Annotated in this window: 20 protein-coding genes; 7 read left to right on the top strand and 13 right to left on the bottom strand. The window is 37.5% G+C overall.

Annotated elements, in window-relative coordinates; all coding sequences use genetic code 11:
* Window positions 1–44: 44 nt before the first annotated feature.
* On the bottom strand, window positions 45–4,829 hold the full coding sequence (gene porU2 / locus K9M53_RS13015; protein ID WP_224015563.1) for a putative type IX secretion system sortase PorU2: 4,785 nt from the start codon (window positions 4,827–4,829) through the stop codon (window positions 45–47).
* A gap of 197 nt (window positions 4,830–5,026) precedes the next feature.
* Between porU2 and tyrS the strand changes: the two genes are divergently transcribed.
* The 3 genes from tyrS to K9M53_RS13030 all read left to right on the top strand — a co-directional run bounded on the left by tyrS (window position 5,027) and on the right by K9M53_RS13030 (window position 10,054).
* Entirely contained in the window at window positions 5,027–6,313 is a 1,287-nt protein-coding gene (gene tyrS / locus K9M53_RS13020; protein ID WP_224015565.1) for a tyrosine--tRNA ligase, read from the top strand.
* Window positions 6,314–6,400: 87 nt separating this feature from the next.
* Complete coding sequence (locus K9M53_RS13025; protein WP_224015567.1) at window positions 6,401–7,240, top strand: tetratricopeptide repeat protein; 840 nt, start codon at window positions 6,401–6,403, stop codon at window positions 7,238–7,240.
* A 189-nt stretch (window positions 7,241–7,429) separates the two neighbouring features.
* On the top strand, window positions 7,430–10,054 hold the full coding sequence (locus K9M53_RS13030) for an InlB B-repeat-containing protein (RefSeq protein ID WP_224015568.1): 2,625 nt from the start codon (window positions 7,430–7,432) through the stop codon (window positions 10,052–10,054).
* Between the two features lie 179 nt (window positions 10,055–10,233).
* Here the strand turns inward: K9M53_RS13030 and K9M53_RS13035 are convergent, their stop codons facing one another.
* From K9M53_RS13035 to K9M53_RS13065, 7 genes are all read right to left on the bottom strand, one after another.
* Window positions 10,234–10,734, bottom strand: a complete 501-nt coding sequence (locus K9M53_RS13035) for a hypothetical protein (protein ID WP_224015570.1) — start codon at window positions 10,732–10,734, stop codon at window positions 10,234–10,236.
* Window positions 10,735–10,776: 42 nt separating this feature from the next.
* Window positions 10,777–12,984 (bottom strand): carboxylesterase family protein, encoded by a 2,208-nt coding sequence (locus K9M53_RS13040; protein ID WP_224015572.1) that lies wholly within the window; start codon window positions 12,982–12,984, stop codon window positions 10,777–10,779.
* 228 nt (window positions 12,985–13,212) lie between these two features.
* Window positions 13,213–15,411, bottom strand: a complete 2,199-nt coding sequence (locus K9M53_RS13045; RefSeq protein WP_224015574.1) for a TonB-dependent receptor family protein — start codon at window positions 15,409–15,411, stop codon at window positions 13,213–13,215.
* Window positions 15,412–15,522: 111 nt separating this feature from the next.
* On the bottom strand, window positions 15,523–16,971 hold the full coding sequence (locus K9M53_RS13050) for an HTTM domain-containing protein (protein WP_224015576.1): 1,449 nt from the start codon (window positions 16,969–16,971) through the stop codon (window positions 15,523–15,525).
* A 50-nt stretch (window positions 16,972–17,021) separates the two neighbouring features.
* Window positions 17,022–18,134, bottom strand: a complete 1,113-nt coding sequence (locus tag K9M53_RS13055; RefSeq protein WP_224015578.1) for an imelysin family protein — start codon at window positions 18,132–18,134, stop codon at window positions 17,022–17,024.
* A gap of 75 nt (window positions 18,135–18,209) precedes the next feature.
* Complete coding sequence (locus K9M53_RS13060; protein WP_224015580.1) at window positions 18,210–19,322, bottom strand: DUF4856 domain-containing protein; 1,113 nt, start codon at window positions 19,320–19,322, stop codon at window positions 18,210–18,212.
* A 139-nt stretch (window positions 19,323–19,461) separates the two neighbouring features.
* Window positions 19,462–20,439, bottom strand: a complete 978-nt coding sequence (locus K9M53_RS13065; protein ID WP_224015582.1) for a GlxA family transcriptional regulator — start codon at window positions 20,437–20,439, stop codon at window positions 19,462–19,464.
* A gap of 128 nt (window positions 20,440–20,567) precedes the next feature.
* Between K9M53_RS13065 and K9M53_RS13070 the strand changes: the two genes are divergently transcribed.
* The 4 genes from K9M53_RS13070 to K9M53_RS13085 all read left to right on the top strand — a co-directional run bounded on the left by K9M53_RS13070 (window position 20,568) and on the right by K9M53_RS13085 (window position 22,233).
* Window positions 20,568–20,993, top strand: a complete 426-nt coding sequence (locus K9M53_RS13070) for an SRPBCC family protein (protein WP_224015584.1) — start codon at window positions 20,568–20,570, stop codon at window positions 20,991–20,993.
* A gap of 125 nt (window positions 20,994–21,118) precedes the next feature.
* Complete coding sequence (locus tag K9M53_RS13075) at window positions 21,119–21,604, top strand: VOC family protein (RefSeq protein WP_224015586.1); 486 nt, start codon at window positions 21,119–21,121, stop codon at window positions 21,602–21,604.
* A complete protein-coding gene (locus K9M53_RS13080; protein WP_224015588.1) occupies window positions 21,604–22,017 on the top strand; it encodes a VOC family protein in 414 nt (137 codons plus the stop codon). Before K9M53_RS13075 ends, K9M53_RS13080 begins: the two co-directional genes overlap by 1 nt.
* Window positions 22,018–22,023: 6 nt before the next feature.
* Window positions 22,024–22,233 carry a hypothetical protein gene (locus K9M53_RS13085; RefSeq protein WP_224015590.1) on the top strand — a complete coding sequence of 70 codons (210 nt, stop codon included), beginning with the start codon at window positions 22,024–22,026 and terminating at the stop codon, window positions 22,231–22,233.
* A gap of 96 nt (window positions 22,234–22,329) precedes the next feature.
* Here K9M53_RS13085 and K9M53_RS13090 read toward each other — a convergent pair whose 3' ends face one another.
* The 5 genes from K9M53_RS13090 to K9M53_RS13110 all read right to left on the bottom strand — a co-directional run bounded on the left by K9M53_RS13090 (window position 22,330) and on the right by K9M53_RS13110 (window position 26,809).
* Window positions 22,330–22,698, bottom strand: coding sequence for a DMT family transporter (locus K9M53_RS13090; protein ID WP_224015592.1), 369 nt, complete (start codon window positions 22,696–22,698; stop codon window positions 22,330–22,332).
* A 10-nt stretch (window positions 22,699–22,708) separates the two neighbouring features.
* Window positions 22,709–23,641: a sterol desaturase family protein gene (locus K9M53_RS13095; protein ID WP_224015594.1), complete on the bottom strand. Its 933-nt coding sequence runs from the start codon at window positions 23,639–23,641 to the stop codon at window positions 22,709–22,711.
* A 3-nt stretch (window positions 23,642–23,644) separates the two neighbouring features.
* Complete coding sequence (locus tag K9M53_RS13100) at window positions 23,645–24,547, bottom strand: N-acetylneuraminate synthase family protein (RefSeq protein WP_224015596.1); 903 nt, start codon at window positions 24,545–24,547, stop codon at window positions 23,645–23,647.
* A gap of 110 nt (window positions 24,548–24,657) precedes the next feature.
* Entirely contained in the window at window positions 24,658–25,467 is an 810-nt protein-coding gene (locus K9M53_RS13105; protein ID WP_224015598.1) for an SDR family oxidoreductase, read from the bottom strand.
* Complete coding sequence (locus K9M53_RS13110; protein ID WP_224015600.1) at window positions 25,460–26,809, bottom strand: aminotransferase class III-fold pyridoxal phosphate-dependent enzyme; 1,350 nt, start codon at window positions 26,807–26,809, stop codon at window positions 25,460–25,462. Before K9M53_RS13110 ends, K9M53_RS13105 begins: the two co-directional genes overlap by 8 nt.
* Window position 26,810: the final 1 nt, after the last annotated feature.

The raw sequence follows: 26,810 nt of genomic DNA on the forward strand, positions 1-26,810 counted from the left end.
TCTTTACAAGTAAAAAAGGCTGCATTGCTGCAGCCCTTAATTTATTATTTAGGATTACCTTTTACATCAAGGTTAAATCCAACATTTATTGTAATTGTAGATCCCGGAGAAGCACTGATGCTTCTGCAAACAGAATTACTTTTTACTACCGGATAATTGGTTAAGCCTGTTTTGATCACTACATCGGTATTGGCATCCGGCAAAATCCCGCAACTCCAGTTTCCGGTTGTTTCCCAGGCTGTATCTACAGCACCTGTCCAATAGGTAACAAATTGCAGGTATGAATCTTTACTGTAGCTAATATTGCCATTTTTAATAGTTGCACAACGGTAACGATAACCATACATGTTACTTGGAGGCGCATGCAACAGTAAGGTGCTGCTGTTAACTCCGGAATAAACAGCGTCGTTATTAAGATTAGTATAGCCGCTGCCATTGTTTACCTGCCATTGGTAACTGCTTCCTAAAATGCTGGCACCTACAGTAAAAGACACGTCTCCGCCGGGGCAAATAGGATTAGAAACATAGAATGATCGGTACAGAATATTATTAAAATGAATTTGCTCAGGCTGTGCATTGGCAGGATTTACTTCCAGCATCCATTGATTTTGTCCCGAATACTGTAACAAAGGAATGGCATAATAAATAATAGCTGTATCGCCGGGTTGCAGTGGTTTAACACGTGCCCCGTTATTAAGATTAGTATAAACATGCGTTGTCAATGTTTTGTCTGTAACAACCAATCGTAAAGAAAGACTGTCGAAAGCAACATTGCTGACGTTTTTAAATGCTACTCTTAAGCGAAGCGTATCATTAATGGTCAATGAATCCTGTGTACTAAAATAAAGATTAGGAGAAACCGCACCTTCCGGAACCTTGTCTGCTGTCAGCATCCAGTATTTTAATTGCATTGGTTGCGCATGTACATCATCTTCATTATACATCTGCAATTTTAAATTAGGATAAGCAGCTGCACTTATATAAGAGATATCTGTATCCTTTGCATTATAGATGCTTTTGAGAACTATCTCCGTTCCACTTACATTTTTTCCAATTATATCAAATCGTTTGTATAAGGATTGGGGGGTGTCAGATGATAAAAGACTATTCCATTTAAATCGCTTCCATGCTTTAACAGGTCCCAGCCACGGCGATTGCATCGTTCCTTGCACCTGCTTACCGGGCAAAATAAAGGATTGATTGATATATGAACTCACTAAAGGACCGACCTGTTGATAAGAATGATAGGAAGCGTCTCCTTTTCTGAAAAAGAACAAGAAAGGAAGATTATTTGTAAATGAGTCAATATCATTTAATCCCAACTGGTGAAATTTATTCCATAATGATTTTCCGCTTCCTAAAGTAGCTGTATCAGCTTTCCATGCATCAATAAATGTAGTATTGCCTTCGTAGCTAAAATTGGTGATAGAAACATAATAGCCGTCAGGAATACTGTCAAAAAACTGTATCGCATTTTTCCGGTAAGCAGGATCATCGTAAGGAAATTCGAAAAAATTTCGGGTGGTTGCAGGAGCCAAAACACAAACCGGTTTGCTTCCAAAGCGGCCTGAACCATTGGTATTATAATTTTGCCATGGTAAAAGTGTATATGGATCGTATACTAATATCTGCAGCTCATTAAAATTACATGCCCAGTACTCTACACGGTCATCATCAAGGTTTACATTTACTTGATCCCAATCGTAATATCCATACAGACCCGTTCTTATAGATAAATTCTTCGCTTTATCAGTAAAGCTAAACTTACGGGTTATACTATCGATACCAAGTGTACTAAACGTATTGTCTTTGTATTGAAAATAATGTCCCTGGCTATAGCCTTCTGCACTTGCTCCAATATAAGTGAACGAACTGCTTAACCACCTTGTATTGGCTGTTACCGGACCAACTGCTACTCTCCAGTAATACACCGTACTATCAACAAAACTAACACCCGGTGTAAATTGTATAGCGCCACCTGAATCAGTAACGTTTCTTGTTACCATAGATGGAGAATTAAATAGAAGCGTTGTATCTATTTGTAAAACGTATTGTTTTTTCGCCGCCGTTGGGTTGGCTGTTGAACCATATATCTTAACATTCGGATCGCCTACTATTGCATATTTATATGGCCAGATAGGGCGTATCTCATCTGCTATAATAGTAAATGTATTACTGGCTGTGTTATTGTTTTCGGATAATTCCGATATAATATTATTGGGGTCGATAATAACCGTTATTTTATTTAAACCAGTATCAGTTAATGGATTAATAGGAAATGTAAATGTCATAGTACCCTTATTAGGAACTGCTTTTATTTTTCCATCAAAAACAGTTTCTACAGAATCGGAGGCAAACGTATGCTTCACCACTACCGGAATGGAATCGGATGTTGCTTTGCCATAATTGCTGATCTGAACGGTAACAGTTATCAAACTATCTGCAATGCTAACGGGTGTTGGCGCAAAGCTGATAGAGGAATCCTGTAACGTATAGTCAGGTTTAGGTAACGGGTTGAGACGAATAGCAGGATCACCATGTAAATTAATTTCTTCGATATGCGTCAACGCAATGTAATCGTTATAATAAGTATTATATACGTTGGTCATTGTAGCCTGTAAAATAGCCCCCAAAGGTTGGCCATACATGGCTTTACAGAAGTTGCGGTAAAATTCACTATTAACAAAATTAAGTTCCGTTGGCAATCCAAAATGTGAACTTGATATAAAGGCGATACTTCCTTTTTTATCAGCAAACGTAAACTTCTCTGAAAGGCTACCACCTGTAAACGCCCGTAATGTATCAAACGTAAAAAGATTACCTGCCAAACAACCATTAATTATAATGGCAGGATACTTTCCTGTATTATTATAATTCTGAGGATCATCTAAATTAAATTCAATTGAGTTGGGAGATGAGTGTCCGAAATAGGTCAGCAATGTCATTCCTTTTGAAAAAACATCCTGCATGGTGGTATTGGTACCGGTAGCTGTAGTAGTGCTGATGTTCTCATTAAAATCATACACATTTGCTCCAAACAAAGTGTCCATGGCAATGTTCCGATATCCCTGCATGTAACCACCGATCAAAGCTGATAAACTTGGATCACTCAATCCGCCGGTGAGCTGTGCAATATTTTTCATCCACGCATTTTGATCAGGAGATACAGTGGCTTTCTGCACCTGTTCAAACTCCTTTACCTTATCAAGATATTCGCCGATCTCACTTCCTTTTATGGCAGAAAGGCGTCCAATAGGAATAGTTGTAGTTTCCCCTGTACGCGTTGCCGTTAGTAAGTTATCAGAAGCCGGTGCTCCAAAAGTTGGTATTAATGCTTGTGGTAAAATTTTAGGATTTGATTCATTTGTTCTATATTCAACATAATCCAAACCTTTACCAATTAAAAGTAAAAACTTAGGCTTTATACTGAATTTGTCATTCGCATAGGCCGAAAAATTTCTTATAGAAGAAGGATGATGTTTTACTCCAAATGCAAACTGATCTATCAATTGCTGTATATCATATACTTTGGTATTATAACTTCCTCCGTCTGCCGAACTTCTGTAGTCCCGATAATTGGCAACATTATTATTTCCCGAACCATCGTTAAACAAAGATGAATCACTAATGATCATGTAATCACCCTGGTTGGGGGTAGTGCTGTAATCAATAAAATGGCGTGTTTGAAAACTATTGACACTATAAGAAGCTGAAGGATCTGTACTTAATAAAACAAAATCTCTTGTTGTAGCAGAAGGTGGTAAAACAAAACGAACGGTATCTGAGCTAACAATGCCGGTTAAACGAAGTCCGTTGGTAAGATCGTATAGTACAGGATTAGCGCTGCCATAATTAAAATTACCAATGGCAAGGTAGCTGCCTGCATTATTAGCCGGCAATTGAAAAGAAAACTGCGACTGCCCGTCAAAATCAAACTTCCTCGGATAAGTAAGCACATAATTAGCTACTACCATCCTATCTGTGGCAGATCCGTTGTTTTGAAAAAACACATTGGCAAGATCGCCATTGAATGCAGTAAGCGCAATATTATCGGTATGCACCCGCAGTATATTAAAATCATCTAAAGAATAGGTGCCAAAGCTGGTAGTATTTGCTCCCCATGAAACACTATGTCCATCGAAAGTGGTGCCTGCTATAACAGCATCTGCACTTGCAGGAGGCCCTGCTGTGTATATTTTTAATTTAGTATTCGATTCCAATATAATAGACCCTCCTGAAAATTCTCTGCTACACCACCCTTCGGCTGTTTCATAAGCAGAAGCATGTACAATTTCTCCAAGGTCATACCCAAAGCCAGGACTCAGGTTATCTTTATAATATTTCTTGAACTTATAAATACAAAAGGGTTCTGCAGGTAAAGTATTTCCAGATATACTGTTTAAAACGTTAATGGTTCTTTTATTTAAGGAAGAAGTATTTACAGTTAAAAAATAGGCAGAAGTATCAGTATACAAACTCCACTGATTGTTCATTTGCAGTGAATCGTATTTATATAATTTAGTATCCGTTTTACCGTCGTTGATCAATCCGTAAAATTCTATATAATCACCATTGCCCAAAGCACCAGTTAACGCAGAAGTATAAATAGGCTGTTCCACACCATTTCGCCAGAGTTGAAAATTTTCTGCAGCAACGCTTCCCAACCCTGCGGCTGCCAATGCAGACTGTGGAATACGATACAGTCCGGTTGCACCTACCTTAAATTTGTAGTAGGTTTTGCTGTAATCGATCCACTCATTGTTATAGGTTTGGCAATACGAAGCTATACTTATAGTGATAAGGATAAGCGCTAATGATAATTTCTTCATGAGAAGTGATGTAGTAGTTAATTGCAACGATAATTCACAAAGAATATTTTATGAATTATTAAAAATAGTTTTTAACAATAAGAAAGGGAATAATTAAGAGGCAGACAAATATAGACATATTTTATCAGTTTTTATAAGCATTTTTGCAAAAATAACAGGCTGATAAAACGGCTTGATTTAAGACAAATAATTTGATAATGAACTCTTTAATTGAAGAATTGAAATGGAGAGGGATGATACAGGACATCATGCCCGGCACAGAAGAACAACTGAATAAAGAAATGACAAACGGCTATATCGGCTTTGATCCTACTGCCGACAGCCTGCACATTGGAAGCCTTGTTCCTATTATATTATTGATACACCTTCAACAAAATGGTCATAAGCCTATTGCGTTGGTAGGTGGAGCTACAGGCATGGTAGGCGACCCGAGCGGTAAAAGCGAAGAACGAAATTTATTAAGTGAAGAAGTGCTCAATCATAATCTTGCCTGCGTAAAAAAACAGTTAGAACATTTTTTAAATTTTGATAGTACACTTCCTAATGCGGCAGAGATTGTAAATAATTACGATTGGTTTAAAGAGATCAGCTTTTTACATTTTATCCGGGATATAGGTAAGCACATCACCGTAAACTATATGATGAGCAAAGACAGTGTAAAAAAAAGACTGGAAGGCGACAATGGAATGAGCTTTACGGAATTTACGTATCAACTGGTACAGGGTTATGATTTTTACTGGTTACATCAAAATAAAAATTGCAAACTGCAAATGGGCGGTAGCGATCAATGGGGAAATATCGTTACCGGAACAGAATTAATTCGCAGAAAAAGTGCCGGCGAAGCATTTGCATTTACCTGCCCATTAATGACAAAAGCTGATGGCGGCAAGTTTGGTAAAACCGAAAAAGGAAATGTGTGGCTGGATGCAAAGAAAACATCGCCTTACCAGTTCTACCAATTTTGGTTAAATGCTGCGGATGCAGATGCTGAGCGTTACATCAAAATATTTACTTTCTTATCAAAAGAAGAAATAGAAATCTTATTGGCACAACACAAAGGCAACGAACATCAACGTTTATTACAAAAAAGATTGGCAGAAGAGATCACTTGTTTTGTACATAGCAGGGATGATTATGAATTTGCCGTAAAAGCATCTGAAATATTATTTAATAACGATACTGCTGAAATATTAAAACAATTAACCGAAGATCAATTACTGCAGGTGATGGAAGGCGTGCCCACCGTTACCTTTTCAAAAGATGAATTGAATAACGGAGTAGACATTGTATCGCTTTTTGCGAATGCCAATATTTTTACAAGTAAAGGCGATGCAAGAAAGAATATACAAGGTGGCGCAGTAAGTATTAATAAAGTAAAAGAAAGCGATATAACAACGATCATAAATAACACACACCTTCTGAACGAAAAATACTTATTACTACAAAAAGGAAAGAAGAATTATTATTTAGTGGTGGCTTCTTAAGTATATATTGTTTTTGTAGTAAGCTTATTATTGCAAGTTTAAAACTTCGTATATATTTGAATTCGTTCATCAACAAAATCAACCTTCATGAAATATATTTTTGTTGTATTGACTTTGATTACCGCAGTTTCCAAAGCTCAAACAGGACTTACTTTTGATAAATATTTTGTAGAAAGCGAAGACAAATGGGTTGCCTTTTCAATGAATGAAGATAGCTCCTATTCTTACGGTTTTATTTATATTGATGAGCAGGCTGGTCTCACTTTTAATTATGAAGGAAGATTCAAAGTAGCTCTAGATGGGCATTTTATTCCAAAAAAGATGGATACTGTAAGCCTTAAATACAGGTTGCAACCGAACAATGTTAAAGTAGCATTCATTCCTCAAAACAGGTTTCAGGAACTTCAAATACAAGCAACTCCTGACTGGTTAAAATATTATAAAACGGACACCAATTCTGTTGAAAGGCTTTATCGTTGGGGCTTTATGTACAATGGCTGGAACCAATGTGCAAAAGCATTGACATACCTCGAAAAAGCGAACACTATTAATTCTAACTACAAAGGGCTACAGGTAGAGCTGGCTTTTTCTTATAATTGCCTGGAACTATTCGACAAAGCAATTGCTGCATTACAATTGGCATTGAAACAAGATCCAACAGATGCTTATACTAATAAAGAATTAGTCTATGCTCAATTAGAGTCCGGTGATGTGGACAAAGCAGCTGAAAGTTGTAAACATGCTATAGCCACCTGCACAGATAAAAGTTACAATGGTGAAAATTGCTATAATTTATTACATACTTTTTTTATAAAAAAAGATAAAAAGAATTTTTATCTATGGCTGGATGAAACAAAGAAATGGACCGCAGATAAACCAAACCTTATTAAGAGTATAAAAACGATGGAAGATGAAATGAAAAAATAAATGTGTGCTTCAATTCATTTTTCATATCTCTTTACTCATTCAAACAACCGTCCCGATAACGTTTGCGTAAAAAAATCAATTTCTTAATTCACTAGTAATTGTAATACTCGCTATCTTTTCTTTACAAAACGATTGTGCTGCTACCTTTTAAGCACTCTTCAACACCTATTCATAACCAAAAACGATTGTATGAAAAACATGCCTAAAGCATCGTGGATACTGCTTATCCTGATGTTGTCTTTCTCGTCAACATTCTCTCAGGACCAATGTAAAGCTGTCGGATGGGCTACTCAAAACGGAGGAACAACCGGTGGTGGTTCTGCTACGCCCGTAACCGTTAGTACTCTTGCTGATCTGCAAATGCAAGCTAAAGCTTCCGGTGCAAAAGTTATTTACGTGTCTGGTACTATGGGCGCCGGTGTAAGCACCCGTGTTTCTGTCGCTGCTAATAAAACAATTATCGGTTTACCCGGAGCAAAATTGTTTGGCGGCTTTGATGTCAAGGCAAATAACATTATCATTCGCAACATGATAGTGCAAGGCCCCGGTGCCGTGGATGTGGACGGCGTAGATTGTATTACAATTGAAGGAGCCAGCAATATATGGATAGACCATTGTGAACTATATGATGGACAGGATGGAAATATGGATATCACCAATGAAGCCAATTATGTTTCTGTAACCTGGTGTAAATTTTATTACACCTCCGCTTCAAAGAATCACCAGTTCTGTGATCTGATTGGCAGCAGCGATTCAAAAACCTCTGATCGCGGAAAACTTAAAATAACTTTTATGTACAACTGGTGGGCACAAGGTTGTAAAGAAAGAATGCCAAGGGTTCGCTTTGGGCAGGTACATGTAGTAAATAATTATTTTGGATGCACCGGCAACAATCATTGCGTACGTGCAGGTTTGGAAGCAGACCTATTAGTAGAGAGCAATTATTTTGATAATGTAAAATTACCCATCGATCTATATGAAAATAATTTCACTGCAGTAACATCCCGCAATAACACATTTGTAAATACCAGCGGAAATACGGCAGGTAGCGGAACCGCATTTACACCACCGTATACGTTAAGCATTGCACCTTCGGCCAACGTAAAATCATTGGTAACGGCTGCTTGCGGTGCAGGTGCCACCATGTCGTCTCCTACTGCGTGTGCTTGCGGAACAACTACGCCGCCACCAAGCAAGTTTACATTAACAACCACTGTCACTCCTTCCGGAGCCGGCTCAGTTGCTAACAGCCCAACCGGCAGCAGTTTTGATTCTGCCACAATGGTAACACTAACGGCTACGGTTAACTCAGGTTATCAATTTATTGGGTGGAGTGGAGGTGCAAGTGGCACGTCAACATCAACAACTGTTACAATGAATAGTAATAAAGCTGTAACAGCCAATTTCAGGGCGATACCTAAATATAATGTTACTACCACAGTTGCGCCAAGCGGTGGTGGAACTGTTGCTGTTACACCAAGTGCAACTACCTATGATTCAGGTACTGTTATTACAGTTAAAGCTACTCCTGCATCCGGTTATTCATTTACAAACTGGAATGGTGATGCAAGTGGTACGGTAACTTCTGTTTCTGTAACAGTGAACAGTAATAAAAATATAACGGCCAACTTCCAGGTAGTGCAGGTAACAGCCTATACATTAACTACCAGCAGTAATCCTGCAGTTGGCGGAACTATATCTAAAAATCCTAATGCAGCAAGCTACAATAGCGGAACATCCGTTGCACTAACGGTAACTCCCGCCAGTGGTTATATGTTTACAGGTTGGAGTGGTGATGCCAGTGGCACCTCAACATCTGTAAATGTAATAATGACTGCTAACAAAACTGTTACAGCTAATTTTAGAGCAATACCTAAATATACCATTACTACAAGCGTATTACCTGCAGGCGGTGGCACAGTTTCATTAAGCCCAAGTGCCGCTACATATGATTCAGGAACGGTAGTAACGGCTACGGCTATCCCGGCAAGCGGTTATTCATTTGTAAACTGGAGCGGCGATGCAAGTGGTACCGCTGCTGCAACTACTATAACGGCCAATGGTAATAAAAATATAACTGCTAACTTCCAGGTTGTTCAAAGCGGTGGCAGCTCTACTATTCGTATTGAACAAAGCGCAACGCCATCCACCGGTTTATGCAGCTATGATGGAATCATCAGTAGCAATAGTGGAGCCAACGATAGTAAAGTGATCAATCTTACCAACTCAAGTGGCAAGGGAATTACATGGAGAGTAAATGTTCCATCGAACGGAACATATACATTGGTGTGGCGTTATACCAACAGTGGTTCGGGTAATGCAACTACTGCTAAATTTTTAGTGAATGGCGCTACTATAAATTCAGCAATATCTTTTCCTAAAACAAATGGCAGCACTACGTTTTCTACTGTAACTGCTACCGTTAGTTTTAGCGCAGGAATAAATGTTATCCGCCTGGAAACAACGGTATCAAGCGCTTTTGCAGATATAGATTGGCTGGAAATTACCGGAGATTCTCCTACGCCTGGTAATTGCCTTGCTTCAAGACCAACGATCGATGAAAGCAATGCTGCAGTATTCCCTAACCCTGCGAAAGACAATGTGACCATTCATTACAATATGATCTCAAGCAATAAGGTGAGCATTAAAATATTTGATTCCTTTGGAAGATTAGTAGAGGATCTGGGAAGTAAATCAGTAACAGCCGGTGATCAACAATTACAATATAATGTTGCCGGTAAAGCTCCGGGTGTTTATAATATTGTTTTAACCGGATCGGCAGAAACCAAGATTTTAAAACTCGTAGTTAACTAAACATATTTTCCTATGTAAGACCGAACCGGGCGAGTGCCCGGTTTTTTTGTGTTTATGAATTAGGTCATTTCATAATTGAAAAATAATTCGCAAAAAAAATCTCTACAAAAAACAAAAGTCCGATTCTATAAAGAACCGGACTTGTTTTTCAGAAAAAATAATCAATCCAAATCAACAAACTATTGTATTCTTGTATTGAAGCTATAACTCGCAACGTATGACGTTGCATCATCAGCCTTCAATTCAATATTAATATTTCCGGAGCCTGCAACTTCTGTGATCCATTTACACGTAGTGCCAACAGGAACATTAGAACTATCGGTATTCAAATCAATAACAGCAATACTGGAATTGCCGGATGGAGTGTAATAAAAACGTTCATTGGCAGCTGCAACATTAATCGGCGTATTTCTTTTATCAAATAGCTTTACCGATACATTATATGCCTTGCCTTGTTTTAATACAATAGCGGCAGTATCTGTAACAGTTGCTTTTTTGTATACAACTTCCTTATTACTTCCTGCTTCAATAGTAGTTATTTCAATAGCAGGACGACCTTGTAACGTAACAGTAGAATCCGTACTTGCAGCGGTAGTGCTATTCGTATCATCTTTTTTGCAGGATGTAACAGCAACAACAGCTACGATCAAGGCGGATGTCAACACTTTAGAGAATTTCATATCAATAATTTTATTTTGGTTAGAAATTTTAGTTTATGAATTTTATTGTTCTGTAATAGTAAAGCCTGATATATAATTCCACAGAACAGTTGACTTAATAGAGATAGTAACAGTTCCTTTTGAATCAGCTACTACGTCCGTAAATTTTGCTTCTGTTGTGGCATTATAATCTGTATTGATGGTAGTGGATGCATTCCCGATTTTGAAAATAGTTCCTTGTCCATCAAATGCACGACTGGCATATAATTCAAAAGTATATTTAGCATTCGCTTTTAACCCCTGTATCACAACAGTTCTATCTATACAATGTAAAGAAGTGAATCGTAAAACTTCCGGGGGGCAAACTGTCGCAGTGGATGCATAACCGGCACCGTTATCTCCCGTTCTTGCTTGTGAGCTTAACGTTGCTTTTACGGTACTTGCAGTTCCATCATCGTATTTAAATGTATTACTAACCAAATTCAACAATACAGTAGTAATGTTCCAGTTATTCCATTGTGAATTGTTATACGGCGTATTTGCATCGTACATGTTCACACGGATCTTTTTGCCCGTTGCAGCGGTAGTTGTAGTAGTTGCAGCATTTACTGTAACAATTATATCATCATATCCTGTTGCATTACTATTGTCTGTTGTTGTTAAACGGAAAGTATATACACCTGCAATCAAACTGTTGATCACCGTTGTTGCTGCAGATGGCGAAGCAATCGTTCCTGATGATGGACCCGAAACTTTTGTCCATGCATATGTTTTAATAGTTCCGTCCGCATCGGTAGCGCTACCTTTTAATGTTACACTATTAGCAGGCAATGTAATCGTTTGATCTGCTCCTGCATTGGCAACCGGCGCTTTATTAGTTGTAGCGGCAGCATTTACCGTCACAACCACATCATCATAACCTGTAGCATTGCTGTTATCAGTTGCAGTTAAGCGGAAAGTGTATGTGCCTGCTGCCAAACTATTGATCGCTGTTGTTGCTGCAGATGGTGAAGCAATTGTTCCCGAAGAAGGGCCTGAAACTTTTGTCCAAGCATATGTTTTAATTGTTCCGTCTGCATCAGTAGCACTGCCTTTTAATGTTACACTGTTAGTGGGCAATGTAATTGTTTGATCTGCTCCTGCGCTGGCAACCGGTGCCTTATTAGCTGCGGCAGCATTTACTGTAATATTTACATCATCTGATTTTGTTAAACCGGCATTATCTGTAACCGTTAAACGAAATGTATATGTACCCGCTGTAGTAAGATTGCTGATAGTAGTGGCTGCAGTGGCGGGTGTAAGAATAGTAGCTGTTGCAGGACCAGAAACCTGTGTCCATGCATATTTTGCAATCGAACCATCATCGGATGCAGTACCTGTTACCACGGCATTATTGACAGGAGAGGTAATGGCAATATCGCCTCCGGCATTAACCGTTGGAGCCTGGTTCGTTGTTGTAGTGCCTCCACTTGTTGAACGTTTGAACTGTAACATCCATTCATATACATTCAATCCATTTTCACGAAAATTGAAATCATATGTTTGTGTCCATGCATCATGAACACTTGCATTAAAGATGGTCATCTTAGCCAATGGATTTGGTTTGATGGGAGCATTATTAATGTTATTCACATATCCTGTAGTATTGGATGATGCAACCGTTGGATCATTATTATTGTGTGTGGCCCATACGGCAATATTTGCTGCTGCAATAATATTTGCCCTTCCAACATCAGGATAAGATGCACCCGATATTGGAACCATTGCGGCAACACGATTTGCATAACCGGCATTGTTTCCTGCATATTCCCAAACAACACCACCGCCCATGCTTAAGCCGGTCAAATAGATACGACTTTGATCGACACGATAATGTTGAATAGCGTAATTGATGATATTTTCAATATCACCCGGCGCAGGCCAGTTAATAAACTGAGGCGATAGAACAATGAACTTAAATGATTGTCCACCGACTGTAAATGAAGTAGGGAATATTCCCTGGCTGATCTGTTTAGGAGTACCGTTCGCTAATACTTTTGATAATTGCGAAGAGCTTCCATCTCCCAGTTCTCCAATGCCATGCACAAAGATCAATAAAGGGTATTTATCACTGCCGGTATTATATCCTTGCGGCAGATACTCATAATACCCATTTGATTGTGATGTCATGGAGGTGTTGTAACGTGGAGTTTGTACTTGTGCGAAAATTTTTGTCGAGAACAAGCACATCAATAACATGGCAATCCCTGCCAAACGGAGTTTGTTTTTCATAATTGATTTTCTTCAATTAAAGGTTAACAATAAATGTATGTTAGCAGGTGGTTTGGTTTCAGAGTTCTAAGAGAAAGCATTGGGTGTACTGCAATAGTCAAACGCTATGCCAGTTTGCTATTATAATTATGCAATCCAATTACATAATTATTAGATTAATCTTAAAAGCTTGTTAAAGGGAACTCCTCTGTAGTATAATAACTACGCGGCTTTCAGACGATAATGCAATTATAGTTTTACTTGCAATGTTGTATAGAAGCTTCTTCCATCGGCAGGTATAATGCCAGGGCCAGGATAACTATCTGCACGCCGAGTAAAGTACATATTATTAGTTATGTTATTGATGCTGGCATAAACAGAAAATGTTTTGTTTATTTTATAATCAGCAGAAATATCCATTATGTAATAAGCCGGAACCAATCCATCAATTGCATTGGTTGTTTTTAACGCATTGGTAGCATCTGTAAACTGGTCGCCGGTATAAGAGAACTGGTATGAAATAGCAAGTTTATTTCTTCTGTATGCAACACCGGTTTTAAATAATACTTGCGGTACAAACTCTACCCGCTTATTATTGAACGCTGCTTCCTGGCTTTTATATTTTGCATTGATCAAAGACAGATTGGAGAAAATCGAAATACTCATTTTTGCTTTATCACCTTTTATCAATTTCCATATATCTGTTTCAATGTATGATTCTATGCCATAGTGATATGATTGTGATATGTTCGTTCTATAATTATAAGTAAGCGTAGCAGAAGAATCTGTTATTGGAATTGTTCCTATCTTATTATTATAGTTTAAAATAAAAATATTAACATCATAATTAATGATGCCATTGCTTTTTCTAATCCCCAGGTCTGCAGAATAACCACTTTCATCTTTTAATGAACTATCTACAATAAGCCCTGGGTTTAATGTACGCAGATCATTAAAATTAATAGCCTTATAATTTTGCGAAAAATTAAAATAAGCCTGCAAAGAAGGGCTTACCGCATAGGTTGCGCCAATTCCGCCTATTACAAAGCTTCTGTTATTTAGCTTATGATCTATGGTATGGTTGGTAGCAATGATATCACCATTTAACCTAAAGATGGGGGCATTGTAAGCGCCGTTTGCTCTTGTAATGATATTTTCAAATCGAACACCCGGTATGATGCTTAGCTTTGGTGTAATGCGAAAGATATTCTCTGCAAAAACGGCAATATTTTCATTGGGGAATTGATAATCGGAATAATAAAGTGTGTCCTTTGGTGCAACAGGATTAAATGTAAAATCATCCGCATTTCCACTTGCTTTGTTATTTCCATAACCCTGCTGACGGTCGGTATGTCCATGATAATAACGGAAACCTATTAACGCTGTGGCTTCCATTTTATTTATTTTGTAGGTATATAAAGATCTTGTTTCATTGCCCCAGTTCTTATAATTATCTATATACAAATTTCTATCGGCAGTTCCATCATCTGTTCTGCTGATATCAGTAAGGATACCTAACGCATCACGCTCTGCTATCAATCCAAAAAATCTTGTATCAAAATGAAGATGATCAGAGATTTTATAATCGATCAATGCTGCTGCTAAATTCCAATTTACTTTAAACCAATTACGATTGCGTACAGACTGGCGTGGATCTTTGTTGAAGTCATCATCCGTGAGTCCTCCGGGTTGATGCTCCAGGTATTGCATAAAAGTATACTGCAGCGTTATAGAAAGCTTCTCTATAGCCTTATATACTGCACTTGCATAAGCAATGTTTGAATTAAAATCGGCATTAGGCCGCCAGCCATCACCTGATTTATGCTGAAAGAAAGCATAGTAATTAAGCTTACTAGCGGTTCCGCCTATGCTGGTAGAAGAATTTAAAAAATTCCATGAACCACCTGTTAAACGAGAAATGACTTCTACTTTTTGTGTATCTGAACCCTTGTTTAATCTAAAATTTATCATGCCCCCAAACTGTGTTCCATATTGCAGGGATGCAGCACCACGAACAATCTCAATTCTATCTGTCATTTCAGCCGGTGGCGTATAATAGCTTTCAGGGTATCCCAATGCATCGGCGCTAATATCATAACCATTTTGACGAACATTAAAATTAGCTACACGATTAGGATCGAGCCCTCTGCCACCAATTGCCAGTTGGATACCGGCGCCACCATCATTTTCAAAAATGTTCAACCCTGCTACTTTGGAATATATCTGGCGACTGTTATTGGTAGCTTTATTGCCAACCACATCTTTCATAACAATGACCTCTGTTTTCTTCCCGGCATAAATGGAAGTTCCTTCTACATCTTTCAATCTTGTAAAGTCGGATATTTTAGTATTGCCGGATTTCACTGTAACAGAATCCAATTGCTTTACCTGGGCTGTTGCAATTGATAAAAAAAATAAAGAAACAATAAACGTTATAAATAATTTCATACAAATATTTTTTGTACAAGCATTTGTTCTATGATCAAACATCGTGGCGCCTGTCCTGAGGAACGAAGGATTACTCACTTGTACTGTATTTCTTTAGTGAACAACTTTATATTATGGCAATATCCATTTCTTATTGCCAAACCAACTCTCTTGCTCATTTGCAAGATTAATAGTACTATCTATATACAATCGATTCCCTGTACCATTAAGTGAAACATAACATTCCACAGTTACTACAGGATATGTAATTCCTTGCTTTTTATATTCACTATTCAGTATGTGTGCATATTGCAACATCATATCCGGTTGTGTTTCCATCATTCTTTCCTGGTAACCGGTTAGAAACTTTGAATTGTTTACTTCCAATCGTTTACCTGTTTCAGGATTGGTGATATAAAAAAAAGTAGTGCCGGCTTTCTCCATCAACATTACCCGCCAGGAGAAACGATAACCTTGTTCTGTCCATAATAATTTGCCGGGATATAGTAAAAAACGTAACGGTACTAATACCTGTATCAAAAAATAAATGGAGAGCAAAAGTAATATTGTTTTTTTGCGGACAATATTTAAATCTTGTGCATATAAAATATCCTTTTCGTTAGTAGTTTTTTTGAATATGCTTTGCAATTGCCGAATAATTTTTTTGTGAAAAGCTTCAGAGAAGAAAATAGTAGCAGCAGCAATCATTATATAGGGAAACATGCCAATTTGAAAAAGCATGGTAGTAATCAAATGAAAAATGATCACAAAAACATAAGCAATTTTTCTCGTGCTTTTATTCCAAAGCAAAAATACAATGGACAGATCAAACAAAGCACCAAACCAGCTAAAAAGATAGGCTACCCATTGTTTACTTAATAAGTGCCCGATAATTGGCAATGAATCGTTTGCCCGTAACCATATTTTTAAAGGCATTGCATTAAACAACCAATCAGGAATTAATTTAGATAAGCCTGCATAAAAATAAATTATAAAAAGCTGTAGCTTAAAAACAGTAATACACCATGCAGGTATGTAAGCTGCTTTTAGAGAAGGCTTGCGAAGTGCATCAATCGAAAAATATTTATTTGCCGGTGTTAATATCAGTAGAAAAACTAAAATACTAACGAGGTAATAATGATTGAGATAATATGTTTTATCTATTAATTCGGCATAGCAAAAGCAAACAAAAAAAACAATTGTAGCTATACGATAAAACAAGCCGACAATGATGAAGAAGGCTGTAACTAAGAGTAAGGCGTACAAAGTGTACATTCCTGTACTACTTAAGGGATGGATCCATTCAAAGCCATAAAACGGGAAATGGAATTTTGGCTTTACGTAGAATTCGGTTATCCAGCCTTTGCAAATAAAACGCAGTGTACTTATAAATAATACAATACCAAATATAATTCTGAATACAACTAACGGAGCTATATGCGCCGGGTTGAAAAAGTATTTATTGATTATATTTTTTATTTTTTGATTCAATCGTGTTGAATAAATATATGCTGTTGCAGTGAGTGATCCTTCGTTCCTCAGGACAGGCTCTACAATGTTTAAAGCGATACCAATGCTCATTAAATAAAAAAAGCAAAACCTTATTGTCTTGCTTTTTTTGTCAGAGATTATTAATCTCCATCATCGTCGCTAAATGAAATTCGCACACCTAATGCAGAACTCATATCCACTTTTAACAACACTACCAGCTTTGTAATTTCTGTATAAGCGTCATTAACAGGTGTAATATTATTTTGTATAGCAGATGAAAGGGGACCATTAATAGCCTGCAGTTTTGTGATTATAGTTGTTATCTCATCTTTAATAACATCATTCAATGGTGAGCCATTTTTTACAGCGCCGCTTGCAATTACTTTTTGATCGATACCTGCCAAATATAAACTTTGAATAGATTGTATCTGCGTTATCATTAAGGGAATCGATTGTCCGCTGTAATAAGCTTCTACCGATGTTGGATCTATTGGAAGCGTTGATGTACCATACTTTCCAATAGGAATGCCGATTTTATAATTTTTTAAAACTACATCGTATTCCTGTACAATAGCATTAGCCAATAAGCTTAATGAGCTTCCGGCATTTACGCCTGTTGCTGTAGTAAACTGATGGATATAATTTCCTCCACTTACAGTCCATGCATTGTATAAAGCTGTTGCTTTTGTTTGTAATGAATTGGTGATTGCCGCTAAGTATTGTTTTGCAGCAGCTGCATGCACATCAGTTGTAAATTTTGCCAATACGGTTGCATCATCTCCATTGTATAGCAAATAGTCTATTGCAGGAAACCCTTCTGCATTCAAATTGCCGATAGCTCCGATAGTATAACTGCCTGAATTTATATTGTTATCTATCAGCGTGCTGTTTGTAGGAAAAAGATTTGCTGTATTGGTAACAAATAATTGGCTGGTTGCAGGACCAAACTGAAATTCGCTGCAGGTTTCCCAGGCATTATATGCTGCTAAAAAATTTGTTCTAAGTGCTGCAAGATTAGGGGCTGTTGGATTTGTGTTGAACGTTGTAACAGCATTATCCAAATTAGTAACGGTTTCATTTAATTGTTGGTAAGCCGGAACAATAACATTGTTGCCAATTTTAACGAGGGTAGAATCCGTATCGGTAGAACCTCCGTTACCATTGTTGCCGGTATCTGATTTACTACATGAGAAAAAAATAATGGTAGAGCATATACCGACAATACCTGCAACTAATAAAAAACGTGATTTCATATTTTTAATTTAAACAACAAAACTGATAAGTTTGAAAGCTCATCAGTTTTGCAAAATTGTAGTTAATAATTCTTTTTACAAATTTCCTTTAACGGCATCCCAACCATAAATAGCGCTGATAGCATTAATAATATTATCCAGGTCTTGTTGTGTAGCATTCCAAAAATTAGACGGATACAAAGCAATGATTGAATTTATTTGTGCATCGCTGGCAATAGTTCTATGCGTATTCAACTTAAGTGCAGTGATGAAGCCAAACGATTCAGATAAGTTACCGCAAACAGTAGCAGCACCATTTATAATATTTCCTTTTGCTTCATTTATTTCATGTAATGTAGCCGCCGCTTCCATAATTTCAAATTTAGCAATGATGATAGCAGCCTGTGCTTTCGCAGTTACTAGATCATTATTTGCCAATGCTGCACGTCCTTTCAAAAATGCGTTCATTAATGTTGGATTTGCATTGATGCCTGTCAGGCTGGCAACAGGTTTAGCAATCCCGGAATCTATCTGGCTGGTATAAGAACCCCAGTATTTTACCTTAGCTCTGTTAGCAGGGAAGTTAGAGGGAACACACCATAAAAAGAATGCCTGGTCCCATGCGTGTGCTTTAGCCGCCATACTGATATTGCTGTTCAATGAATCTCCTAAATATACATCGCAGGTTAAATGACCGATCACAGCGCCCATCAATGTTTTAGTAAAGTATTGTCTTAAGTAAACGCCATTCGCAGTCAATAAGGTTTTTTTACTGCTTACGCCTGCAATACCGCTGCTTGCAGCTGATGTTGATTGGCTTGCAACCGCAACACTATCTAATATACCAGCAACAATAGCTTGTGCATTTGATGAAGTTTGACCGTATAAACTTACGCCCGATGTATTAAGGTTGATTGTTGTACCATTGAATATAGTATCAGTAAAATAGCTGCCTGTATTTGCATACATGCCGCCTAATTTAGCGCTGCTTACTACGGTATTGGCAGTATTCCCTGTATTGATCAGATTTTCCATTTCTGTAAACATGGAAAGCGTAGTCTTTGCAGGAAGGGAATCTACATTATCAAATGTATATGTTGTAGGAACTGTGTAAGTTGGTGTGGTGTTTTCATCTTTTGAACAACTTGCAAAAACAAAAATTGAAGCGATGCATGCAAGTTGAAGAATGTTGAAACGGTGTTTCATCATAAAAGTTTAATGTTAGTTGTGATTATTAATGAGGTTGCAAAGGAAGCCTATTAACACTTGTTAACGCTTACGCAAAAAGGAAATGCATTTATAAAATCGGGAAAAACGACAGCAGAAATTAAAAAATTATACCATCTGTTTAGACTGAAGCCATCTTATTATATTTATTTCGATATTCAATAGGCGTTAAGCCGGTTATTTTTTTAAAGATGGTGCGGAAGGATTTCGTATCGGTATAACCAATGTCATACATTACCTCGTTAATATTTTTACGGCTCGTTTCAAAGCTGCGCTTTGCAGATTCGATTTTTACACGCTGCATATATTCCAATACGGTATTGTTGGTAGCTTTTTTAAAACGGCGTTCAAAGCTTCTTCTTCCCACAGCAACTTTATCAGCTAATACATCCACGCTTATTTTTTCTTCAACATTATTTTCAATGTAATCCTGCGCTATTTTAATGGCATCATCGTTGTGATCTTTCTGTCCTTTAAACATAGCAAAAGCAGACTGACTGTCTCTATCTATATCAATCGCAAAATATTTGGAAGCAAGAATAGCGGTTTCTCTATCTGTATATTTTTCTACCAAATGCAATAATAGATTCCAGTAAGAGTTAGCGCCGCCGCTTGAATACAAGCCGCTTTCCTCTGTTATAATACTTCCGTCAACAACTTCCACATCCGGAAACATTTCTCTAAATTCGTTGGTAAATCCCCAATGTGTTGAACATTTTTTTCCATTCAATAATCCGGTTGATGCTAATAAAAATGCACCCACACAAAGTGATGCTACTTCAGCGCCTTTACAATATTGATCAGTGATCCAGGGAATTAATTCTTTGTTTGCATTTAATGCTGTGCTGATATCTCCAAATAATGCCGGTACAAAAACCAAATCGGCTATTGTATCATCTTTTAATTGCTTGTCAGTATGAATAGAAAATTGCCCATCGCTTAATTGCACTTCTTTTTTGAAACCTACCAGCTGTACATTAAATAAAGGCTCTTTTCCTGCGGCAATTAAAAACTGATTAACGGTAGTAAATAAATAACGTGGATCAACTATTGCCTGCATTACGCTGTGCTCAGGAACCAGTATGGAAATATTTTTCATTTACCAAAGATAAAAAATTGTGTTGTCGCAAAACACCCTTTATTTGTCTGTACAACACAACCTTCTTTTTGGATAAGAAGTCTAAGTTTGTGTTATCAAATCATCTAAAACAATTAAAATAAATAAAAATGGAAACAGCAACTAAAACAGCCATAACAATTGAAGCTACGGTGAATGCGCCTATTGAAAAAGTATGGAAATATTGGACAGAAGCCGAACATGTAAAAAACTGGAACACTGCTTCCCCTGATTGGCATTGCCCGAAAGCAGAGAATGATTTGCGTGTAGGCGGAAATTTTTCGTTTACAATGGCAGCAAAAGACGGCAGCTTTTCTTTTGATTTTGGCGGCGTGTACGATGAAGTAAAAACAAACCAAAAAATTGCCTACACTTTGGGCGATGGAAGAAAAGTAGATACGATTTTCACCGACAATGGCAACGAAACAAAAATCGTTTCAACTTTTGAAGCAGAAAATCAAAACCCTGTAGAGATGCAGAAGAATGGCTGGCAGGCAATATTGAATAACTTTAAAAAGTATACAGAAGAAAGCTAATTTTAAAATTTCACACAAAGGACCAACGAAGACAAAGTAAACAAAGCGTGGTTTCTTGATTGTCTTTGTCTCTTTGTGTGAAATGAATTATTAATTCCCAATTTTTAATTATTAATTAAATCATCATGGCAACAATAGCAAAACAACAAAAAATAAAACCTTGTCTTTGGTTCGATGGCAATGCAGAAGAAGCTACAAAATTTTATACATCAGTTTTTAAAAATTCTAAAATATTATCCGTCTCTCGTTATGGCGATGGAGCACCTTTTCCTAAAGGCACTGCATTGATGGTAAGCTTTAAAATTGCAGGACAGGAATTTTTAGCATTGAATGGCGGACCGCATTTCAAATTCAATGAATCAATTTCATTTACAGTGAACTGTGCCAATCAAAAAGAAATAGATTATTTCTGGGACATCTTAACTAAAAAAGGCGGACAAGAATCCATGTGCGGCTGGTTAAAAGATAAATACGGTTTATCATGGCAGATCGTTCCTGCTAATTTAGGAGAACTCATATCCAGCAAGACAGATAAAGCCAAAGCCGGCAGAACAATGCAGGCATTAATGCAAATGAAAAAGCTGGATATAAAAACATTGAAGAACGCATAATGGCAACTATTTTTTCATACCTAACATTCAATGGTAATTGTCGGGATGCAATGCAATTTTATAAAAGCTGTTTAGGCGGCGAGCTGGTTTTCCAAACCGTTGGTGAATCGCCGCTTTCAGAAAAGATGCCGGCGCAAATGAAAGACTGCGTGCTTCATTCAACGTTAACAAAAGGTGCTCTTACTTTAATGGCATCGGATATGGTTGGGGATAAAGGCTGGGAGCAAGGTAATTCTGTTTCATTAGTATTATATTGTGATAGCGAAGAACAGATCCGGCAATATTATGCATTGCTTTCTAATGAAGGAAAACAAACGCACCCGATAGAAAATACTTTTTGGGGCGCTTTATTTGGCGGCTTAACGGATAAGTTCGGCAATCATTGGTTGTTGCATTTTCAGCAAAACAATTAAAATTGGATGATAGAAGTGTTCAAAACAAATATCACCTGTAAAGAAACTGCTGCTGCAATAGTAATACAGTTGCAGTCTAAATTACCACATGCAAAAATCAACTTCGACCTGCACGATTGTGATAATATTTTACGTGTAGATGCTCCGCATGATATGGTGCAGCTGGTTACTGCGCATTTGGCAGATGCCGGATTTTATTGCGAAGTGCTGCAATAAACCATACAATGCATAATTAAGGATGATAAAAGAAAGATAGCTGAACGGAGCGTCGCCAATTCAGTAGAATAGAGATCCAAATGCTTGTAACAAAAATTATCCAATACTCTTCTTTAACCCAATGATACCAATTAAAATAAACGCCATGTAAATAAACTGGGAAAATTGGTACGGCTCTTTAAATAAAGTAATATCGATAATCTTTATTCCGATGATCACAACTCCCATCCACACCGCTAATGCAACAGAAGCGGGCATTTGTTTCATAGCAATAGAGAAAAAATAAATATTGCTTAAACCAAAAACAATGTAGCCTAATAAAGGAAGTACAATAAACAGGTTTTGTTTTTGGCTGAAAAGATGATGCCAGTCGACTTGTTTGAACTTTCGCAGATCAAGATATTTTAGCGAATAGGTCCAGCCGATCTCAAATATGGAAGCAATGAAAAGATAAATCCAGGCCATGGTTTGTGTTTTAATTTTGATACTCTACTTTGTCGAGGTTTATCATTGTTTCTTTATTACTATCCTCTGCTGTGATCTTTTTACCTGTAGCTATTTTGAATGTGCGTGTTAACCATTTGATCAATCTTGGCCTCAATTCATAATAATCTTTAACAGGTTTTTTCTCCAACAATTTATTTTCGTCAAAACGCTTTACAGCAAAAGCATGTTGCGCAAAATAATCTTTCGGATATTCATAATACAATCCAAACTCCGACGGTTTCTCTTCTTTAGGTAGAAAAGCCGTGCCAAAGATCCAATCCCACACAGCAAATTTTGTAGAATAATTTGCCCAGAACACCCGGCGATCATTTGCATGATGCCACTGGTGCATTTCAGGACCATTAATAACATACTGTAATTTGCCTGATTTTACATTGATATTAGAGTGAATGTACATTCCCCAAACGGCGTCAATTAAGGCTTTTATAGGAACCACCAATGGATTCGCTCCTAATAAAATAATTGGCGCAAATTCAATGGTCTGGTTAATGATAATTTCAATGGTATGTGAACGGGAGCCTGCTAACCAATCAACTTTTTTATTGGAGTGATGTGCTTCATGCGTACGCCAGAAAAATTTAGAAGTATGTTGCAGGCGATGAAACCAATAAATATAAAAATCATGCGTAACTAAAAAGAATAAGATCTGCATTGCTAAGGGCCACGAAGTAACCAAATGCGATGACCAATGAAACTTTACATCCAATGGTTGAATGATATAATCAAAGATCAGGATCTTTAAAAAATAGCTTTGGATGAATGTATACCAAACAAGATCCAGCCAAAAGCCTTCCCTAAAAAAAGAAAGCCCCTTGGTGTAAGGAAATTTTCTTTCCAGGAAAATAAAGAGTGCTACGAAGGCTAATAAAATTCCTGTGGTATAATAAACAATAGTCCCCATTTATTATTGCGCAGATTTTTCCGCTTTAGGTGTTATCACTTTTCTTAAACGCTTCATTGGCGCTAATTCGCTATCATAAACTCTTTTAATACCGTCACCCATTGCCTGTTCTACATCACGAATATCTTTTACCAAACGTTGCATGCCTTGTGGTTCTACAGATGCAGCCTGGTCAGATCCCCACATGGCTCTGTCTAATGTAAAATGACGTTCAACCAAACAAGCCCCCATTGCCACTGCCGCAACAGTAGTAGCCAAGCCGGTTTCATGACCTGAGTAACCTACGGGTACATCAGGATACATATCTTGTAATGTGTGGATCATTTTTAAATTCAATTGCTCAGGCGGGCAAGGATATGCTGATGTTGAATGTGCAATGATCAAATTCTCTGTCCCGAATTTTTCAACGGCATCTTTGATCTCGTTCATTGTTGACATGCCTGTAGATAAAATATATGGCTTGTTCAATGATTTTACTTTTGCGATCAGATCATGATCCGTTAATGATGCCGATGCAAATTTGTACACACCGGGATTGAACTGTTCCATAAAATCTACAGCTTCTTCATCCCAGCAGGAAACAAACCAATCAATTTTCTTCTCTTTACAATATTCATCAATGGCTTTGTATTCATCAAAACCAAACTCGATCAGCTTGCGATAATTAATGTACGTCATACGTCCCCATGGCGTATCACGTTCAATATGCCATTGGTCTTTCGGAGTGCATATCTCAGGTGTACGTTTTTGAAATTTTACCGCATCGCAGCCTGCCGCAGCCGCTTCATCAATCAGTTTCTTAGCAATGTCCAAAGAGCCATTATGGTTAATGCCAATTTCTGCAATGATGTATGCAGGTTGTCCGTAACCGATAGAGCGTTGTCCGCTTACTTTAAACGATTTCATAAATAGTAGTTTTCTGTTTTAGTTTTATTATTTTTTAGTCAGCATTTGTCTTTTTCTCAACATCGTTGTGTCACTCACTTGTACGACTACCGCTATTCAGCTTACTCAAATTAAATAGCTGTCCACCCACCATCCACCACCAAATTAGCTCCTGTCATATAACCGGATGCATCACTCGCTAAAAATACAATAGCGCCCCTGTAATCTTCCTTCGATGCCATCCTGTTCAACAACGTTTTATTGCTATAGTTCGATTTAAAAAATTCATCCTGGCTGTTTTCAACACCGCCGGGCGATAACGTATTCACACGAATATTTTTCTTACCCCAATACGATGCTAAAAACTTAGTAAACCCGATCACTGCTGATTTGGTTACAGGATAAGCAGGTGATTTATAAAAAGCCTGCTCACCTTTTTCATTTTTATAAATATTCTGATCAGGAGCAACAATGCCATAGGTTGATGCTATATTAATAATAGAGCCGCCCCCTTGTTCCAGCATTGCTGTTCCAAATACCTGCGAGCAAAGAAATACACCGCTCACATTTACGTTCCAGCTTTTGTTCCACATTTCCAGCGGGTAATTCTCAAACATGGATTGAGTACCTGCCAACAACGGATTTTCGAACATATCATTAATAGCAGCATTATTCACCAATATATCAATACGGCCATATTTTTTTAATATCGCATCTTTTGCTGCGTTCAAAGAATCTTTACTGGTGACGTCAACGGCTATACCCAAATGTTCGCTGCCTAATTCAGCAGCTACTTTTTCAGATTGTTCTTTATTAATATCAGCTGTAACAACAAAAGCGCCTGCTTCTGCTAAAGCGCTGCAATGTTCTTTTCCAATCAAACCACAAGCGCCCGTAACAATAGCTACTTTACCTTTCAACGAAAACATGTTCTTATCCATTAACCGCTTTTGTTTTAGGTTTAGTGTTGAAGTTGCTTACTTTTCTAAACACAGCTTCTACCGGTTTGCCACGTAATGAACTTGCTACAGTATTATTTGCAATTGCATCTTTCAATAATGGCAATACTTCACGATATACTTTTAATGTATAATCAATATCAGCATCAGTGTGACTAAAGCTCATATTGTGGAAACCACCCCACAAGATCCCTCTCTTGATCATTTCTTGCTGAACAAAAGATTTTACTTCCAATCCGTTGCCTGCGCTTGCATCAAACGTAACCATTGAACGGCAATCATAACCAACACATTTAGTGTATTGTGCTACGCCAACTTCTTCCGCAATTTTATTATAACCGTCTTTTAATAATTTTCCTTTGGTTGCTAAATATGCAGGAACGTTTTGATCGATCATTTCCTGGATAGTAGTAACAGCCGCTGCTAAAGACAATGCTTCACCACCAAATGTGGTAAAGAAAAACACTTCTTCATTGAAAAGATTCATGATGTCTTTTCTTCCTGTCAACAAAGAAATAGGCATACCATTCGCAAATGCTTTTGAGTAACAAGCCAGATCAGCCTTTACATCGAAATACTCCTGTGCACCACCAACAGCTACACGAAAACCTGTCCACATTTCATCGAATATCAACAACGTTCCGTTTGCTTCGCAAACAGCTTTCAATTCTTTTAAGAAATCATTTTTTGGAGCCTCAAATACAAAAGGTTCCAATATCACGCAAGCCGTATCTTCATCCAATGCATTCTTTACTGATTCAATATCGTTGTAATCAAAAGTTGAAGTCAGTTCTTTTATTTCTTCGGGAATACCGCTGTTGCGGCTTGTTACAGAAATATACCAATCGTGCCAGCCATGATAACCGCAGCACAAAACTTTCTTTCTTCCTGTATATGCTCTCGCTACACGAATAGCAGCGCTGGTAACATCTGCACCGGTTTTGCTGATACGGATCGATTCTGCATTCGGAATAATTTTATGTATCAATTCTGCAAACACCACTTCCAGTTCGTGCATCATTGAAAAAGTAATGCCATCTTTTAATTGCTCGATAATCGCATTATCAACTTTATCATAACCATAACCTAATGACAAAGGACCGATCGCCATATTGTAATCGATATATTCATTGCCATCAACATCCCACACACGGGCGCCTTTACCTTTCTTTAAATATTTTGGAGCTACGCCGTTGATATATTGTCCCGGGCCTTTCGCCAATGTTTGTGTAACAGGTGTCATTATATTCACTGCACGGTCGTACAATTTATTCGACTCAACTATTGATGGATAATTTTCATTAAAAGCAACTTTGTTTGCCATA

Origin of the sequence: Ferruginibacter albus (genome assembly GCF_020042285.1) — a bacterium.
Taxonomy (GTDB): Bacteria; Bacteroidota; Bacteroidia; order Chitinophagales; family Chitinophagaceae; genus Ferruginibacter; species Ferruginibacter albus.

Bases quoted from the DNA above. Each gene is read 5' to 3' on its own strand.
- porU2 (WP_224015563.1), bottom strand. From the start codon at position 4,829: ATGAAGAAATTATCATTAGCGCTTATCCTTATCACTATAAGTATAGCT.
- tyrS (WP_224015565.1), top strand. From the start codon at position 5,027: ATGAACTCTTTAATTGAAGAATTGAAATGGAGAGGGATGATACAGGAC.
- K9M53_RS13025 (WP_224015567.1), top strand. From the start codon at position 6,401: ATGAAATATATTTTTGTTGTATTGACTTTGATTACCGCAGTTTCCAAA.
- K9M53_RS13030 (WP_224015568.1), top strand. From the start codon at position 7,430: ATGAAAAACATGCCTAAAGCATCGTGGATACTGCTTATCCTGATGTTG.
- K9M53_RS13035 (WP_224015570.1), bottom strand. From the start codon at position 10,734: ATGAAATTCTCTAAAGTGTTGACATCCGCCTTGATCGTAGCTGTTGTT.
- K9M53_RS13040 (WP_224015572.1), bottom strand. From the start codon at position 12,984: ATGAAAAACAAACTCCGTTTGGCAGGGATTGCCATGTTATTGATGTGC.
- K9M53_RS13045 (WP_224015574.1), bottom strand. From the start codon at position 15,411: ATGAAATTATTTATAACGTTTATTGTTTCTTTATTTTTTTTATCAATT.
- K9M53_RS13050 (WP_224015576.1), bottom strand. From the start codon at position 16,971: ATGAGCATTGGTATCGCTTTAAACATTGTAGAGCCTGTCCTGAGGAAC.
- K9M53_RS13055 (WP_224015578.1), bottom strand. From the start codon at position 18,134: ATGAAATCACGTTTTTTATTAGTTGCAGGTATTGTCGGTATATGCTCT.
- K9M53_RS13060 (WP_224015580.1), bottom strand. From the start codon at position 19,322: ATGATGAAACACCGTTTCAACATTCTTCAACTTGCATGCATCGCTTCA.
- K9M53_RS13065 (WP_224015582.1), bottom strand. From the start codon at position 20,439: ATGAAAAATATTTCCATACTGGTTCCTGAGCACAGCGTAATGCAGGCA.
- K9M53_RS13070 (WP_224015584.1), top strand. From the start codon at position 20,568: ATGGAAACAGCAACTAAAACAGCCATAACAATTGAAGCTACGGTGAAT.
- K9M53_RS13075 (WP_224015586.1), top strand. From the start codon at position 21,119: ATGGCAACAATAGCAAAACAACAAAAAATAAAACCTTGTCTTTGGTTC.
- K9M53_RS13080 (WP_224015588.1), top strand. From the start codon at position 21,604: ATGGCAACTATTTTTTCATACCTAACATTCAATGGTAATTGTCGGGAT.
- K9M53_RS13085 (WP_224015590.1), top strand. From the start codon at position 22,024: ATGATAGAAGTGTTCAAAACAAATATCACCTGTAAAGAAACTGCTGCT.
- K9M53_RS13090 (WP_224015592.1), bottom strand. From the start codon at position 22,698: ATGGCCTGGATTTATCTTTTCATTGCTTCCATATTTGAGATCGGCTGG.
- K9M53_RS13095 (WP_224015594.1), bottom strand. From the start codon at position 23,641: ATGGGGACTATTGTTTATTATACCACAGGAATTTTATTAGCCTTCGTA.
- K9M53_RS13100 (WP_224015596.1), bottom strand. From the start codon at position 24,547: ATGAAATCGTTTAAAGTAAGCGGACAACGCTCTATCGGTTACGGACAA.
- K9M53_RS13105 (WP_224015598.1), bottom strand. From the start codon at position 25,467: ATGGATAAGAACATGTTTTCGTTGAAAGGTAAAGTAGCTATTGTTACG.
- K9M53_RS13110 (WP_224015600.1), bottom strand. From the start codon at position 26,809: ATGGCAAACAAAGTTGCTTTTAATGAAAATTATCCATCAATAGTTGAG.